This is a genomic window from Pseudomonas sp. NFPP24, from assembly GCF_900112095.1.
GTDB lineage: Bacteria > Pseudomonadota > Gammaproteobacteria > Pseudomonadales > Pseudomonadaceae > Aquipseudomonas > Aquipseudomonas extremorientalis.
In genome coordinates, this window is the sequence record NZ_FOKD01000003.1 from 201,455 (window position 1) to 216,189 (window position 14,735).

The window sequence follows — 14,735 nt, forward strand, 5'->3', positions numbered from 1 at the left end:
GTGAGGTTCCTCAGTTCCAGGCGTGGCGCGCAGGTTTTACGCCGTTGAGCACATAGTTGCCGATCAGGTGGTATTTCCAGCGCGCCGGGTCGTGCAGAGTGTGGGTGCGTGCATTGCGCCAGAAGCGGTCGAGGTTGTGCTTGCCGGTGACCGAGCGGGTGCCGGCCAGTTCGAACAGTTTGCTGCTGGCGAGCAAGGCGGTTTCGGCAGAAAGGACTTTGGCCTGGGCGACCACCAGTGAGGCGTGGGCGACACTGTCTTCGCTGGGCTCGGCGAGGGCGCGGTCTACGGCTTGCCCCGCCTTGGCGAGGATGGCTTCGGTGCCGTGCACACGCCATTCCAGGTCGCCGATGGCGGCGATGGTGAACGGGTCCTGCCAGCCGTGATCCTGTTGGCTGTCGATCCAGGGCCGCGCCTGGCGTGCGTAAATCTTCGCCTGTTCAAGGGCACCGAGGGCGATACCGGTATCGACCGCCGCCTGGATGATCTGCGAAATCGGACCATTGGCGGTCGGCTGGTCGAAGGCCTGGTGCGCAGGGATTACCGCGCTCAGGGGCACGGTCACACCATCAAGGGTCACACCCCCGCTGGCAGTGGTGCGCTGGCCGAAGCCGTCCCAACTGTCGATCACGTTCAGGCCGGGCGCGTCGCGTTCGACAAAGGCGATAAAGGCCTGGCCGTCTTCATTGTTGCCGACGGTGGGCACCAGGTGAGCAAACAGCGCGCCGGTGCAGTAGAACTTCTCGCCGTTGATCTGCGCGGTATCGCCGTGAAAGCGAATCTGGGTATCGAAGGTGCCGGCGTTCTTGCTCTTGGCTTCGGAAAAGGCGTTGCCGAAACGGTAGCCCTGGAGGACTTTGCCGAAGTAGTACTGTTTTTGTGCCTCGGTCGCGGTTTGCAACAGGATGTCCACCACGCCCAGGTGGTTCTGCGGGATCTGCCCCAGGGACGGGTCGGCGGCAGAGATCAATTTGATCACCTCTGCCACGGTCACATAGGACACGCCAGCGCCGCCGTACGCTTTGGGAATGGTGATGCCCCACAGGCCGCTGGAGGAGAACTCGTCAAGCTCGGCCACCGGCAGGCGCCGCTCACGGTCGCGGGCGCTGGCCTCGACGGCAAACCGCGCCGCCAGCCGCGTGGCGACCTCGATGGCTTCCGCGTCCGAGCGGATGATATGGGCAGGGTGTTGAGGGTGGGCTGACATGGGCCGACTCCAGGCTCCGAGGGGATGACCTGGGTGATTGCAGGAGTCGTGCCTGAATCCAGTCGCCAATAAAATCAGCGAGTTGCTGGCATTTCAGCGCAGCCGAGCGCTTTTTAAACCAGCAAAGTGTCCATCCACTGTTGCCGCAGGAACAGTTAGATCACCACGTTGCGCACAAAGCGCACTGCCATGTCGCCGTCATTGCGATAACCATGCACGTTCCGGCTGGCGAACATATAAAACTCACCAGCCGCGACGCGCTTTTCTTCATCGCCCACCAGCAGCGTGAGGCAGCCTTGGAACACGAACAATTGCACGCTCCAGCCATCCGGGTCGGGGTCAGGGCTGTAGCGATCGCCCGGCTCCAGTTGCATTTCCCACAACTCGACCTCGCGCCGCGCCGTGGCCTTGGCCAGCAACACCGCCTTGCTGCCGGGAATGTCACCGGCCCAGGCCAGTTCATTGATGCGGCTGTGGTCGGGGGCATCGGGCGCCTGGATCAGGTCGCTGAACGCCACGTCCAACGCTTCGGCCACGCGGTCGAGGGTGGACAGGCTGACGTTCTTTTCGCCCGCCTCGATGGCCACCAACATGCGCCGGCTGACCCCGGATTTTTCCGAGAGCGCAGTCTGGCTCAGGTCGGCGGCATGCCGCAGGCGACGGACGTTCTGGCTGACGTGCTGCAGGACCGAAGCCCGGTGGGGATTTTCTTTGTGCACTATATTGCTCAATGGGTGGGTGTGCGCAGTATACTGCCCAGCGTGCGGCGCATTGTGCGGTCCGTGCCTTTCCCTTGCAAGACCGAGCCGCCATGACCACCCCGACCGCCTCCCCACGTTTCAACCGTTTCAGCAAAGCCGAATGCATCCTGGTGGTGATCACCATGATCTGGGGCGGCACGTTTTTGCTGGTGCAACATGCGATGACGGTCAGTGGGCCGATGTTTTTTGTCGGTTTGCGCTTTGCGGCCGCAGCGATTGTGGTGGGGTTCTTTTCCTTGCGCACGTTGCGCGACCTGACGCTGTTCGAATTGAAAGCCGGAGTGTTTATCGGTGTGGCGATCATGTTTGGCTACGGGCTGCAAACCATTGGCTTGCAGACCATCTTGAGCAGTCAATCGGCGTTTATCACGGCGTTATATGTGCCGTTCGTACCGCTGTTGCAATGGCTGGTGCTGGGCCGGCGCCCGGGGTTGATGCCGAGCATCGGTATTATGCTGGCGTTTACCGGCTTGATGCTGCTGACCGGGCCGGCGGGGGCTTCGCTGAATTTCAGTCCCGGTGAAATCGCCACGTTGATCGGTGCAGTGGCAATCGCGGCGGAGATCATCCTGATCAGCGCCTTTGCCGGGCAGGTGGACGTGCGTCGGGTGACCGTGGTGCAACTGGCCACGGCGTCGTTGCTGTCGTTCCTGATGGTGGTGCCAATGGGCGAGGCGCTGCCGGGGTTTTCGTGGTTGCTGCTGTTCAGCGCGGTGGGCCTGGGCTTGACCAGTGCGGTGATCCAGGTGGCGATGAATTGGGCGCAGCAAAGTGTTTCGCCGACCCGCGCCACGTTGATTTATGCCGGTGAGCCGGTGTGGGCCGGCGTGGTCGGGCGGATTGCCGGGGAACGCTTCCCGCCGATCGCGATGGTGGGGGCGGCGTTGATTGTGTTGGCGGTGATTGTCAGCGAGATGAAGACCAAGGGGCAGAAGGCCCTGGAATTGCGCGATGAGAGGGAACAGGAACAGCAGGGATAAGGTCCGAGTACTTGCAGTGGCTGTCAGATCGCCATCGCGGGCAAGCCCGGCTCCCACAGGGGGGGCGGTGTCGCTTGTCCGAATCGGGTTACCTGAAACAATGCCAAATGGGCGATTTCGGCTTAGCTTGTAGGATCCTGCCACATCTTGCCGTTTGGTGATCGTTAAAGCGGCACGTATGATGCATCCCAAACTCCCGCAGATTAGAAGCCTATGTCCCTGATAGTTCTACTGCTTCTGCCGTTCATTGGCAGCTGTCTGGCGGCCTTGCTGCCGCACAATGCACGTAACACCGAATCCCTGCTGGCCGGCCTGGTGGCCCTGGTCGGCACTATTCAAGTCGCCCTGCTCTACCCCCAGATCGCCCACGGTGGCGTGATCCGCGAAGAACTCATGTGGTTGCCCAGCCTCGGGCTGAACTTCGTGCTGCGCATGGATGGATTTGCCTGGCTGTTCTCGATGCTGGTGCTGGGCATCGGCACGCTGGTGTCGCTGTATGCGCGCTATTACATGTCGCCGGACGATCCGGTGCCGCGCTTCTTCGCGTTTTTCCTGGCCTTCATGGGCGCCATGCTCGGGCTGGTGATCTCCGGCAACCTGATCCAGATCGTGTTCTTCTGGGAACTGACCAGCCTGTTCTCGTTCCTGCTGATCGGCTACTGGCACCACCGCGCCGATGCGCGCCGTGGGGCGTACATGGCGCTGATGGTCACCGGCGCCGGCGGCCTGTGCCTGCTGGCGGGCGTAATGTTGCTGGGGCATATCGTCGGCAGCTATGACCTGGACCAGGTACTGGCGGCGGGCGCGCAGATCCGCGCGCATTCGCTGTACCCGGTCATGCTGGCCCTGGTGCTGGTCGGCGCCTTGAGCAAAAGCGCGCAGTTCCCCTTCCACTTCTGGCTGCCCCACGCGATGGCGGCCCCTACGCCGGTGTCGGCGTACCTGCATTCGGCAACGATGGTGAAGGCCGGCGTGTTCCTGCTGGCCCGCCTGTGGCCGTCGCTGTCCGGCAGCGAAGAATGGTTCTGGATCGTCGGCGGTGCCGGCGCCCTTACCCTCCTCCTCGGCGCTTACTGCGCCATGTTCCAGAATGATCTCAAGGGCCTGCTGGCCTACTCCACCATCAGCCACCTCGGGCTGATCACCTTGCTGCTGGGTCTCAACAGCCCGCTGGCGGCCGTCGCAGCCGTGTTCCACATCCTCAACCACGCCACGTTCAAGGCTTCGCTGTTCATGGCCGCGGGCATCATCGACCATGAAAGTGGCACGCGGGACATCCGCAAGCTCAGCGGGCTGGTGCGGTTGATCCCGTTTACCGCGACCCTGGCGATGGTGGCCAGTGCGTCCATGGCCGGCGTGCCGTTGCTCAATGGTTTCCTGTCCAAAGAGATGTTCTTCGCCGAAACCGTGTTCATCACCTCGACGGCCTGGGTGGAGTTCGCCCTGCCGTTGATCGCGACCATCGCCGGTACCTTCAGCGTGGCCTACGCCCTGCGCTTCACCGTCGACGTGTTCTTCGGCCCGACCGCGACCAACCTGCCGCACACTCCCCACGAACCGCCACGCTGGATGCGCGCACCGGTCGAGTTGCTGGTGTTCACCTGCCTGCTGGTGGGGATCTTCCCGGCCCAGGTGGTCGGCTCGATCCTCGCCGCCGCCGCGCTGCCGGTAGTGGGTGGCGTGCTGCCGGAGTACAGCCTGGCAATCTGGCACGGCTGGAACGCACCAATGATCATGAGCCTGGTGGCCATGTCCGGCGGCGTGGTGCTGTACCTGCTGCTGCGCAAGCAACTCAAGCGTGGCCGCTTCAAGTACCCGCCGGTAATCAGCTACTTCAACGGCAAGCGCGGCTTCGAGCGCAGCCTGGTGGTGATGATGCGCGGCGTGCGCAGGATCGAGAAACGCATCAGCACCAAGCGCCTGCAGACCCAATTGTTCCTGCTGGTGCTGGTGGCGGTGATCGGCGGCATGATCCCGATGCTCAACAGTGGCCTCAGTTGGGGCGACCGCCCGAAGATCCCGGGCTCCATCGTGTTCGTCACCCTGTGGCTGCTGGCGATTGCCTGTGCCCTCGGCGCCGCCTGGCAAGCCAAGTACCACCGGCTGGCGGCCCTGACCATGGTCAGCGTGTGCGGCCTGATGACCTGCGTGACCTTCGTGTGGTTCTCGGCGCCGGACCTGGCGCTGACCCAGTTGGTGGTCGAAGTGGTCACCACCGTGCTGATCCTGCTCGGCCTGCGCTGGCTGCCACGGCGGATCGAAGAGGTGTCGCCACTGCCCAGCTCGCTGCGCAAGGCGCGCATCCGTCGCCTGCGTGACTTCCTGTTGTCGACCGTGGTGGGCGGTGGCATGGCGTTGCTGTCCTACGCGATGCTGACGCGCCAGACGCCCAACGATATTTCTTCGTTCTACCTCAGCCGCGCCCTGCCCGAAGGCGGCGGCAGCAATGTGGTGAACGTGATGCTGGTGGACTTCCGGGGCTTCGACACCCTGGGCGAAATCACCGTACTCGGCGCCGTGGCGCTGACGGTGTACGCCCTGCTGCGGCGCTTCCGCCCGTCAAAAGAGAGCATGGAGTTGCCGCCGCAACAGCGCCAGTTGGCGCCGGACGTGGCCACCGACCTGGTCAACCCGCGCCAGGCCAGCGACACCGCCCTGGGCTTCATGATGGTGCCGGCGGTGCTGGTGCGCCTGCTGCTGCCGATTGCGCTGGTGGTGTCGTTCTACCTGTTCATGCGCGGCCACAACCAACCGGGTGGCGGTTTTGTCGCCGGGCTGGTGATGTCGGTGGCGTTCATCCTGCAATACATGGTCGCCGGTACGCAGTGGGTCGAGGCGCAGATGAGCCTGCGGCCGATGCGCTGGATGGGCTTCGGGCTGCTGTCGGCAACCCTGACCGGGCTCGGCGCGCTGTTTGCCGGCTACCCGTTCCTCACCACTCACACCTGGCATTTCAGCCTGCCATTGCTTGGCGACATTCACATCGCCAGCGCGCTGTTCTTCGACGTCGGCGTGTACGCCATGGTCGTCGGCTCGACGCTGCTGATGCTCACCGCCCTCGGTCACCAGTCCGTGCGGGCCCATAAACCGAGCAACCAGGCCAAAGTGGTTGCCGCAACGGAAGGAGCCGCCTGATGGAAGAAGTCATCGCAATTGCCATTGGAGTCCTGGCGGCTTCCGGCGTCTGGTTGATCCTGCGGCCACGGACCTTCCAGGTGGTGATGGGCCTGTGCCTGCTGTCGTACGGGGTCAACCTGTTCATTTTCAGCATGGGCAGCCTGTTTATCGGCAAGGAGCCGATCATCAAGGACGGCGTGCCGCAGGACCTGCTCAACTACACCGATCCGCTGCCCCAGGCCCTGGTGCTCACGGCCATCGTGATCAGCTTCGCCATGACCGCGTTGTTCCTGGTGGTGCTGCTCGCCTCCCGGGGCCTGACCGGCACCGACCATGTGGACGGCCGGGAGCCCAAGGAATGAATTGGGTGAATCAACTGATCGTCGCGCCGATCCTGCTGCCATTGCTGACCGCCGCGCTGATGCTGATGCTTGGCGAAAAGCGCCGCCCGCTCAAGGCGAAAATCAATCTGTTCTCCAGCGTCATCGGCCTGGGCATCGCAATCCTGCTGCTGTACTGGACGCAAAAAGGCGGCCCAGGCTCGATTGGGGTTTACCTGCCGGGCAACTGGCAGGTGCCATTCGGCATTGTGCTGGTGGTGGACCAACTCTCGGCGCTGATGCTGGTACTCACCGGGATCATCGGCGTGAGTGCGCTGCTGTTCGCCATGGCCCGTTGGGATCGTGCGGGCACCAGCTTCCACGCACTGTTCCAGATACAGATGATGGGGTTGTACGGCGCCTTCCTCACGGCGGACTTGTTCAACCTGTTCGTGTTCTTCGAAGTGCTGCTGGCGGCCTCCTATGGCCTGATGCTGCATGGCTCCGGGCGTGCGCGGGTGTCGTCGGGGTTGCATTACATTGCGATCAACCTGTTGGCGTCTTCGCTGTTCCTGATTGGCGCGGCGATGATCTACGGTGTCACCGGCACGCTGAACTTCGCTGACCTGGCGCTGAAAATCCCGCTGGTGCCGGAGGCCGATCGTGGTCTGTTGCATGCCGGCGCGGCGATCCTGGCGACGGCGTTCCTGGCCAAGGCCGGCATGTGGCCGCTGAACTTCTGGCTGGCGCCCGCCTACTCCTCGGCCAGTGCGCCGGTGGCGGCGATGTTTGCGATCATGACCAAGGTCGGCGTGTACACCGTGCTGCGCCTGTGGACCCTGCTGTTCTCCGGCCAGGCCGGGGCGTCGGCGCTGTTTGGCGGGGATTGGCTGGTGTATGGCGGCATGGCGACCATCATTTGCGCGGCGCTGGCGATGGTGGCGGCGCAGCGCCTGGAGCGCATGGCCAGCTTGAGCATCCTGGTGTCGGCGGGGATCTTGCTGTCCGCCGTCGGTTTCGCCCAACCAAGCCTGACGGCGGGCGCGCTGTTCTATCTGGTCAGTTCCACCCTGGCCTTGAGCGCGCTGTTCCTGCTGGCTGAATTGATCGAACGGTCACGCTCGGCCAACGACCTGCCGCTGGATGAAGAGATCGATGCGTTGCCCAAGGCCATGGAATCCCTGCACCCGCGCCCTGGCGTCAACCTCGATGACGAGCAGCAAGCCGTGGTCGGCCAGGTGATTCCCTGGACCATGGCGTTCCTCGGCTTGAGCTTTATCGCCTGCGCCCTGCTGATCATCGGCATGCCGCCGCTCTCCGGGTTTATCGGCAAGCTCAGTCTGTTGAGTGCGCTGGTCAATCCACTGGGCCTGGGTATGAGTATTGACGAACCGATCCGGCCAGCCGCCTGGGGCTTGGTGGCGTTGCTGATTCTCTCCGGCCTGGCCTCGTTGATTGCCTTCGCACGCTTGGGCATCCAGCGCTTCTGGACCCCGGAAGAACGCCCTTCGCCGCTACTGCGTCGCTATGAATGCGTGCCGATTTTCTTCCTGCTGGGCTTGAGCATCCTGCTGACCTTCAAGGCGGAACCACTGCTGCGCTACACCCAGGCCACTGCCGTGAGCCTGAACAACCCCGAGCACTATGTGATGGCGGTGATGGCCACGCGTCCGGTGCCGAGCCCCGAAGCCCAGGCCGCCGCCCTGGAGGTGCAACCATGAAGCGATTGCTCCCTGCTCCGTGGCTGTCCCTGGCGCTGTGGGTGCTGTGGCTGGTGCTGAACCTGTCGGTCAGTCCGGGCAACCTGCTGCTGGGTGCACTGCTGGGCTTTCTTGCGCCGCTGCTGATGGCACCGTTGCGACCACTGCCGATCCGCATCCGTCGCCCCGGCGTGATCATCCGCCTGTTTTTCCTGGTGGGCCGTGACGTGATCGTCTCCAACCTGCAAGTGGCCTGGGGCGTGCTGACCTGCGGCTCCCGCCCACCGCGTTCGCGCTTCATCAGGATTCCCCTGGACCTGCGCGACCCCAACGGCCTCGCCGCGCTGTCGATGATCACCACCGTGGTGCCCGGCACCATCTGGTCGGAACTGGCGCTGGACCGCAGCATCCTGCTCTTGCACGTATTCGACCTGGACGATGAGGCGCCCTTCATCGAGCACTTCAAGACCACCTACGAACGGCCCCTGATGGAGATCTTCGAATGAGCGCGCTGCTCTCCAATGCGATCCTGTTCAGCCTGTTCCTGTTCTCCCTGGCCATGGTGCTGACGCTTATCCGCCTGTTCAAAGGCCCGTCAGCCCAGGACCGGGTACTGGCGCTGGACTACCTGTACATCCTGGCGATGTTGATGATGCTGGTGCTGGGTATCCGGTATGCCAGTGACACCTACTTTGAAGCGGCGCTGCTGATCGCGCTGTTCGGCTTCGTCGGCTCGTTTGCCCTGGCGAAATTCCTGCTGCGTGGGGAGGTGATTGAATGATGCCGTTATGGATGGAAATCGTCGTGGCCGTGCTGCTGGTGCTCAGCAGTGTATTTGCATTGATTGGCGCGATCGGGTTGCTGCGCATGAAGGACTTCTTCCAGCGCATGCACCCGCCCGCACTCGCATCGACGCTGGGAGCGTGGTGTGTGGCGTTGGCGTCGATCATTTATTTTTCGGTGCTCAAGTCCGGGCCGGTGTTGCACGGGTGGTTGATTCCGATTCTGCTGTCGATCACCGTGCCGGTGACCACGTTGCTGTTGGCGCGCACGGCGTTGTTCCGCAAGCGCATGGCTGGGGATGATGTACCCGCCGAAGTCAGCAGCCGCCGTTGATCCCTATAGAAAACACGGTCAAAACTGTGGGAGGGGGCTTGCCCCCGATGGCGGTGGATCAGTCAGCTCACCTGTAGCTGACCCACTGCTATCGGGGGCAAGCCCCCTCCCACATTTGGATTGGCGCTAGGCAAAAGACCTGATGTGCGCCGCCAATTCCGCCAACCCCTCATCATCGGCCCGCACATGATCGTGGGACGAGATGTACCCTTCATATGCCTCGAAGAACTTGTCCACCTTCGAACTCAGCGGCTTGAAGGTACTGTCGCCGCCGGTTCCATGCATGGGAAACAGCTTCGCATGCAGGTGATCCACGCCATACCCTTCCAAGATCATCCCGGTGCGCGCCACATCGGGAAACGCACGGTCGATCTGCAACGCCGTCCTCTTCGCCGCCACCACCAGCGCGGCTAGCACTTCATCCGACTGCGCAAACGCATAACTGCCGTAATGCTGCTTGGGAATCACCACGCTGAACCCCGGGGTGTTGGGGAAGATCGACAGGAAGGCCATGTGCTGGTCGTCTTCCCACAGGATGTGCGCCGGGGAAGTCTTTTGGACGATGCTGCAGAAAATACACGTCATTCGAGTCTCCATCAGTGGTTCTTGGTGCCCTTCAAATAGCACAACTTCCATTACAAGATAGGCGAGCCAAACCTGCGAAACCGTGGCATCCAGTGATCCAGGATCTGCGCCGATGCCAGCACATGATGTGCCCGCCCGATCAACAGCCGACGCGGCACAAAACCAATGTACCGGGAGTCATCGCTGTTATCGCGATTGTCCCCCAGCATGAAGTAACTGTCGGCCGGCACCACCACCGGCCCGAAATTGCGCAGTGCCCGCACCGTCGGCATGAACTGCACCGTGCGCTGACGGTTGGCCGCCCGTTCGGTCAGCTTGATTCCTGGCACCGTATGGCCGGGCAGGATGGGTTCGCTGATGTCCTGCGCGTCACTGTAGGTGGCAGGCACGCCGTTGACCCACAACACCTCATCTTTCATTTCCAGGGTGTCACCGGGAATGCCGACGATGCGCTTGATCAGACGCATGCCGTCCTTGGGCGACGAGAACGTCACCACATCACCGCGCCGGGGGTTATCGAGCTGGGCCAGGGAAATGTCCGTGAGCGGCAGCTTGAGGTCGTAGGCCACCCGGTTCACCAACACTACATCGCCCTCCAGCAAGGTCGGGCGCATGGAGCCAGAGGGAATGGGATTCCAGTCCGCCAGGGAGGTACGGAAAACGCCGAAGCACAACCAGAAAATGATTGCGTAACGGTAACGGATCAACCAACTTCGCATACATCCTCGCACGGCAGAAAGGGGCATCAGGTCTGTTTCCCAGACGCCCGGTTGTTACACGCGAGGATTAAATCAACATTAGCGTCCAAGCGCACAAAAGGAGTTTTCGCCATGGATATCAAATGTTCAGTGTTTATCGCCGCCAGCGTCGACGGCTTCATCGCCCGCCCGGACGGTGATATCGACTGGTTGCACCGGCCGGAGTATGAAACCGCCGAGTTGAACGGCGTGACTTATGAAGGCTTTGTCGCCACGGTGGATGCGCTGGTGATGGGACGCAAGACCCTGGAGAAGGTGTTGTCATTTGCGAAGTGGCCCTATGAGGGTATCCCGGTGATTGCGCTGTCTCGCCAGCAGTTGCAGATTCCGACACATCTGGAGGGCAAGATCGAGGTCATGGCGGGAGACGTGACCACACTGGTGGCAACGTTAGCCGAGCGCGGTATGAAGCACCTTTATATCGACGGTGGCCAGACGATCCAGGCGTTTCTTGAAGCGGGCCTGATCGAGGAGTTGATCATCACACGCATACCAGTGTTGCTGGGCAAAGGGGTTTGTTTGTTCAGCCAGATGGGCAGCGAGCAAGAACTTCGTCATCTCGGCACGTATGTATCGGACAATGGATTTGTGCAGAGCCGCTATCAAGTATCGCTGTCGTAGCAATTGCAAAGCCAGCGTGCAATGGAGGTGGGCGAATCGATATATGGTAGACACTCTGTTATCGCGACATAGGTATCAGCACAACTTTCAATATCGCACGTAACTGTGGCGAGCGGGCTTGCCCCGCGTTGGGTTGCGAAGCGACCCTGGAAGGAGGAATGCGGTGAATCAGGCACTCTTCGGCCGCGGGTTCTGGGGCTGTTTCACAGCCCAACGCGGGGCAAGCCCGCTCGCCACAGGGCGCTCATCACCCGCCCTGCCAGCTACCACAGTTGATCGAGTAAGCCGTTAAACGGATGTGCAAAAAAACGCCCCGAACCAGTCGGGGCGTTTTTCATTCAACGTTTACCAATCAAGCCTGATCAGCCAACCGCCACGTCGTCCCACCCTTCCCGTCTTCCAACACCACGCCCATGGCGGTGAGTTGGTCGCGGAGTCGGTCGGATTCCGCCCAGTCCTTGTTGGCACGTGCAGTCAAACGCGCCTGTATCAGCGCATCCACTTGCGCCGCATCCACACGCCCTTCGGCACCGGCTTGCAGGAAATCTTCGGGCTTCATTTGCAGAACCCCAAGCACGCTGGCCAGTTCTTTCAAGCGCGCCGCCAGACCCGCCGCCGCATCAAGATCGCTCTCACGCAAACGGTTGATCTCGCGCACCATCTCGAACAGCACCGCGCAGGCTTCCGGTGTACCAAAGTCGTCGTTCATGACTTCGGTGAAGCGTGCGACGAAGGCTTCGCCGCCGGCCGGCGCCACGGCCGGCAGGCCTTTCAATGCGTGGTAGAAACGCTCCAGGGCGCCTTTGGCGTCCTTGAGGTTGTCTTCCGAGTAGTTGATGGCGCTGCGGTAGTGGCTCGATACCAGCAGGTAACGCACAACCTCGGGGTGGTACTTTTCCAGCACGTCGCGGATGGTGAAGAAGTTGTTCAAGGACTTGGACATCTTCTCGCCATTGATGCGGATCATGCCGCAGTGCATCCAGGCGTTGGCGTAAGTCTTGCCGGTGGCGGCTTCGCTCTGGGCGATTTCGTTTTCGTGGTGCGGAAACTCGAGGTCGCTGCCGCCGCCGTGAATGTCGAAGGTCTCGCCCAGGCAGCAGGTGGACATCACCGAGCATTCGATGTGCCAGCCCGGACGCCCGGCGCCCCATGGCGACTCCCAGCTCGGCTCGCCGGGCTTGGTGCCTTTCCACAGCACGAAGTCCAGCGGGTCCTGCTTGGCTTCGTCGACTTCGATACGTGCGCCGATGCGCAGGTCTTCGATTCTCTTGCGCGACAGCTTGCCGTAGCCCATGAACTTGGCGACGCGGTAGTACACGTCGCCATTGCCCGGCGCGTAGGCGTAACCCTTGTCGATCAAGGTCTGGATCATCGCGTGCATGCCCGGGATGTGGTCGGTGGCACGCGGTTCCATGTCCGGCTTGAGGATGTTGAGCCGGGCCTCGTCCTCGTGCATCGCGGCGATCATGCGCTCGGTCAGCGCGTCGAACGACTCGCCGTTTTCGTTGGCGCGGTTGATGATCTTGTCGTCGATGTCGGTGATGTTGCGCACATAGGTCAGGTCATAGCCGCTGAAACGCAACCAGCGGGTCACCAGGTCGAAGGCCACCATGCTGCGGCCGTGGCCGATGTGGCAGTAGTCGTACACGGTCATGCCGCACACGTACATGCGCACCTTGTTGCCGTCCAGCGGCTTGAAGACTTCTTTGGTCTTGCTGAGTGTGTTGTAGATCGTTAACACGACAATTCCCTTAAGACAGAATCACTGACCCCACGAATCACGCAAGGTCACGGTGCGGTTGAATACCGGGCGACCTGGTTTCGAGTCCTTGATATCCGCGCAGAAGTAACCTTCGCGCTCGAACTGGAAACGGTCTTCCGGCTGTGCTTCGCCCAACGAGGGTTCGGCACGACAACCCGTAAGTACTTGCAGGGAGTCAGGGTTGATGTTGTCGAGGAAACTGGCGCTGTCTTCAGCCTTTTCAGGGTTTGGCGAGCGGAACAGGCGATCGTACAGGCGCACTTCGCACTCGATGCTGGCCGCCGCCGGCACCCAGTGGATCACGCCCTTGACCTTGCGGCCTTCGGGGTTCTTGCCCAGGGTGTCCGGGTCATACGAGCAACGCAGTTCGACGATGTTGCCATCGGCGTCCTTGATTGCTTCGTCGGCACGGATCACGTAGCTGCCGCGCAGGCGCACTTCGCCGTTTGGCTCCAGGCGCTTGTAGCCTTTTGGCGGCTCTTCCATGAAGTCATCGCGGTCGATGTAGATTTCACGGGCGAACGGCAGCTTGCGCACGCCGAGTTCTTCTTTTTGCGGATGACGCGGCAGTTCAAGGTGGTCGACCTTGTCTTCCGGGTAGTTGGTGATCACGACCTTCAACGGGCGCAGCACGCACATGGCACGTGGGGCGTTGGCATCGAGGTCCTGGCGGATGCTGAATTCGAGCATGCCGTAGTCGACCACGCCGTCGGAACGGTTGGTGCCGACCATCTCGCAGAAGTTGCGGATCGACGCCGGCGTGTAGCCGCGACGGCGGAAGCCCGACAGCGTCGACATGCGTGGGTCGTCCCAGCCGTGTACGTGCTTTTCATCGACCAGTTGCTTGAGCTTGCGCTTGCTGGTGATGGTGTAGTTCAGGTTCAGGCGGCTGAACTCGTACTGACGCGGGTGCGCCGGTACCGGCAGGCTGTCGAGGAACCATTCGTACAGCGGACGATGGCTTTCGAACTCCAGGGTGCAGATGGAGTGGGTGATGCCTTCGATGGCGTCCGACTGGCCGTGGGTGAAGTCGTAGTTCGGGTAGATGCACCACTTGTCGCCCGTCTGGTGGTGATGGGCGTGGCGGATGCGGTACATGATCGGGTCGCGCAGGTTCATGTTCGGCGAGGCCATGTCGATCTTGGCGCGCAATACGCGGGCGCCGTCCGGGAACTCACCGGCGCGCATGCGGGCGAACCAGTCGAGGTTCTCCTCTACCGAACGGTCGCGGAACGGGCTGTTCTTGCCCGGCTCGGTCAGGGTGCCACGGTATTCCTTGGCCTGCTCCGGGGTCAGGTCGTCGACGTAGGCCTTGCCGGCCTTGATCAGCTCGACGGCCCAATCGTGCAGTTGGTCGAAGTACTGCGAGGCATAGCGCACTTCACCGGACCATTCGAAACCCAGCCACTTCACGTCGCTTTCAATGGCGTCGATGTATTCCTGGTCTTCCTTGGCCGGGTTGGTGTCGTCGAAACGCAGGTGCGTGACGCCGCCGAATTCCTGGGCCAGGCCGAAGTTCACACAGATCGACTTGGCGTGACCGATGTGCAGGTAGCCGTTGGGCTCTGGCGGGAAGCGGGTGACGATCTGCGTGTGCTTGCCCGAATCCAGGTCCGCCTGGATGATCGGGCGCAGGAAATTGACCGGGACGGCAGGTCCGGCCTTGGAATTCGAGGTAGGGTCGACAGTGGGCTTGCTCATAGGATCCTTGAACAGACAAGTACGTGGCCGGGCTAGGCCGACAAAACAAAGGGCTTATCATAGCTGATGCTGTCAAGCCGCTGACAGGGTTGCGGTGCATTTAACGC

Annotated in this window: 14 protein-coding genes; 8 read left to right on the top strand and 6 right to left on the bottom strand. The window is 61.9% G+C overall.

Going from position 1 to position 14,735, the window contains the following annotated elements:
* Nucleotides 1-10: 10 nt before the first annotated feature.
* Nucleotides 11-1,207, bottom strand: a complete 1,197-nt coding sequence (locus BM026_RS07805; RefSeq protein ID WP_093512845.1) for an SfnB family sulfur acquisition oxidoreductase — start codon at nucleotides 1,205-1,207, stop codon at nucleotides 11-13.
* A 155-nt stretch (nucleotides 1,208-1,362) separates the two neighbouring features.
* A complete protein-coding gene (locus tag BM026_RS07810; RefSeq protein WP_093512847.1) occupies nucleotides 1,363-1,926 on the bottom strand; it encodes a helix-turn-helix domain-containing protein in 564 nt (187 codons plus the stop codon).
* A 92-nt stretch (nucleotides 1,927-2,018) separates the two neighbouring features.
* On the opposite strand from BM026_RS07810, the gene BM026_RS07815 reads away from it, so the two are divergent.
* The 7 genes from BM026_RS07815 to BM026_RS07845 all read left to right on the top strand — a co-directional run bounded on the left by BM026_RS07815 (nucleotide 2,019) and on the right by BM026_RS07845 (nucleotide 9,201).
* Complete coding sequence (locus BM026_RS07815) at nucleotides 2,019-2,948, top strand: DMT family transporter (protein WP_093123976.1); 930 nt, start codon at nucleotides 2,019-2,021, stop codon at nucleotides 2,946-2,948.
* A gap of 213 nt (nucleotides 2,949-3,161) precedes the next feature.
* The gene (locus BM026_RS07820) at nucleotides 3,162-6,083 is read left to right on the top strand and encodes a monovalent cation/H+ antiporter subunit A (protein ID WP_093527915.1); all 2,922 of its coding nucleotides are present in this window, start codon (nucleotides 3,162-3,164) and stop codon (nucleotides 6,081-6,083) included.
* Nucleotides 6,083-6,427, top strand: a complete 345-nt coding sequence (locus BM026_RS07825; RefSeq protein ID WP_003192163.1) for a Na+/H+ antiporter subunit C — start codon at nucleotides 6,083-6,085, stop codon at nucleotides 6,425-6,427. Before BM026_RS07820 ends, BM026_RS07825 begins: the two co-directional genes overlap by 1 nt.
* A complete protein-coding gene (locus BM026_RS07830; RefSeq protein WP_092244912.1) occupies nucleotides 6,424-8,106 on the top strand; it encodes a monovalent cation/H+ antiporter subunit D in 1,683 nt (560 codons plus the stop codon). The genes BM026_RS07825 and BM026_RS07830 overlap by 4 nt, the downstream gene beginning before the upstream one ends.
* Nucleotides 8,103-8,591 (top strand): Na+/H+ antiporter subunit E, encoded by a 489-nt coding sequence (locus tag BM026_RS07835; RefSeq protein ID WP_093527918.1) that lies wholly within the window; start codon nucleotides 8,103-8,105, stop codon nucleotides 8,589-8,591. Before BM026_RS07830 ends, BM026_RS07835 begins: the two co-directional genes overlap by 4 nt.
* On the top strand, nucleotides 8,588-8,866 hold the full coding sequence (locus BM026_RS07840; protein ID WP_005789171.1) for a K+/H+ antiporter subunit F: 279 nt from the start codon (nucleotides 8,588-8,590) through the stop codon (nucleotides 8,864-8,866). The genes BM026_RS07835 and BM026_RS07840 overlap by 4 nt, the downstream gene beginning before the upstream one ends.
* Nucleotides 8,863-9,201, top strand: a complete 339-nt coding sequence (locus tag BM026_RS07845) for a Na+/H+ antiporter subunit G (protein ID WP_028616866.1) — start codon at nucleotides 8,863-8,865, stop codon at nucleotides 9,199-9,201. The genes BM026_RS07840 and BM026_RS07845 overlap by 4 nt, the downstream gene beginning before the upstream one ends.
* Nucleotides 9,202-9,327: 126 nt before the next feature.
* Here the strand turns inward: BM026_RS07845 and BM026_RS07850 are convergent, their stop codons facing one another.
* Both BM026_RS07850 and lepB read right to left on the bottom strand, forming a co-directional pair.
* Entirely contained in the window at nucleotides 9,328-9,786 is a 459-nt protein-coding gene (locus BM026_RS07850; RefSeq protein WP_093512853.1) for an HIT family protein, read from the bottom strand.
* A 50-nt stretch (nucleotides 9,787-9,836) separates the two neighbouring features.
* Entirely contained in the window at nucleotides 9,837-10,505 is a 669-nt protein-coding gene (lepB, locus tag BM026_RS07855; protein ID WP_093527921.1) for a signal peptidase I, read from the bottom strand.
* Between the two features lie 111 nt (nucleotides 10,506-10,616).
* Here lepB and BM026_RS07860 point away from each other — a divergent pair, with 111 nt between their 5' ends.
* Nucleotides 10,617-11,165 carry a dihydrofolate reductase family protein gene (locus BM026_RS07860; protein WP_093512856.1) on the top strand — a complete coding sequence of 183 codons (549 nt, stop codon included), beginning with the start codon at nucleotides 10,617-10,619 and terminating at the stop codon, nucleotides 11,163-11,165.
* 352 nt (nucleotides 11,166-11,517) lie between these two features.
* Here the strand turns inward: BM026_RS07860 and cysS are convergent, their stop codons facing one another.
* Together cysS and BM026_RS07870 are read right to left on the bottom strand one after the other, a co-directional pair.
* Nucleotides 11,518-12,906, bottom strand: a complete 1,389-nt coding sequence (gene cysS, locus BM026_RS07865; RefSeq protein WP_092244900.1) for a cysteine--tRNA ligase — start codon at nucleotides 12,904-12,906, stop codon at nucleotides 11,518-11,520.
* Nucleotides 12,907-12,927: 21 nt separating this feature from the next.
* Nucleotides 12,928-14,628, bottom strand: coding sequence for a glutamine--tRNA ligase/YqeY domain fusion protein (locus tag BM026_RS07870; RefSeq protein WP_092244897.1), 1,701 nt, complete (start codon nucleotides 14,626-14,628; stop codon nucleotides 12,928-12,930).
* Nucleotides 14,629-14,735 lie beyond the last annotated feature (107 nt).

What these genes read in the sequence shown, in the direction of transcription:
- BM026_RS07870 (WP_092244897.1), bottom strand. Translation starts at nt 14,628, where the DNA reads ATGAGCAAGCCCACTGTCGACCCTACCTCGAATTCCAAGGCCGGACCT.
- BM026_RS07820 (WP_093527915.1), top strand. Translation starts at nt 3,162, where the DNA reads ATGTCCCTGATAGTTCTACTGCTTCTGCCGTTCATTGGCAGCTGTCTG.
- lepB (WP_093527921.1), bottom strand. Translation starts at nt 10,505, where the DNA reads ATGCGAAGTTGGTTGATCCGTTACCGTTACGCAATCATTTTCTGGTTG.
- BM026_RS07805 (WP_093512845.1), bottom strand. Translation starts at nt 1,207, where the DNA reads ATGTCAGCCCACCCTCAACACCCTGCCCATATCATCCGCTCGGACGCG.
- BM026_RS07850 (WP_093512853.1), bottom strand. Translation starts at nt 9,786, where the DNA reads ATGACGTGTATTTTCTGCAGCATCGTCCAAAAGACTTCCCCGGCGCAC.
- BM026_RS07860 (WP_093512856.1), top strand. Translation starts at nt 10,617, where the DNA reads ATGGATATCAAATGTTCAGTGTTTATCGCCGCCAGCGTCGACGGCTTC.
- BM026_RS07835 (WP_093527918.1), top strand. Translation starts at nt 8,103, where the DNA reads ATGAAGCGATTGCTCCCTGCTCCGTGGCTGTCCCTGGCGCTGTGGGTG.
- BM026_RS07825 (WP_003192163.1), top strand. Translation starts at nt 6,083, where the DNA reads ATGGAAGAAGTCATCGCAATTGCCATTGGAGTCCTGGCGGCTTCCGGC.
- BM026_RS07840 (WP_005789171.1), top strand. Translation starts at nt 8,588, where the DNA reads ATGAGCGCGCTGCTCTCCAATGCGATCCTGTTCAGCCTGTTCCTGTTC.
- BM026_RS07815 (WP_093123976.1), top strand. Translation starts at nt 2,019, where the DNA reads ATGACCACCCCGACCGCCTCCCCACGTTTCAACCGTTTCAGCAAAGCC.
- BM026_RS07845 (WP_028616866.1), top strand. Translation starts at nt 8,863, where the DNA reads ATGATGCCGTTATGGATGGAAATCGTCGTGGCCGTGCTGCTGGTGCTC.
- BM026_RS07830 (WP_092244912.1), top strand. Translation starts at nt 6,424, where the DNA reads ATGAATTGGGTGAATCAACTGATCGTCGCGCCGATCCTGCTGCCATTG.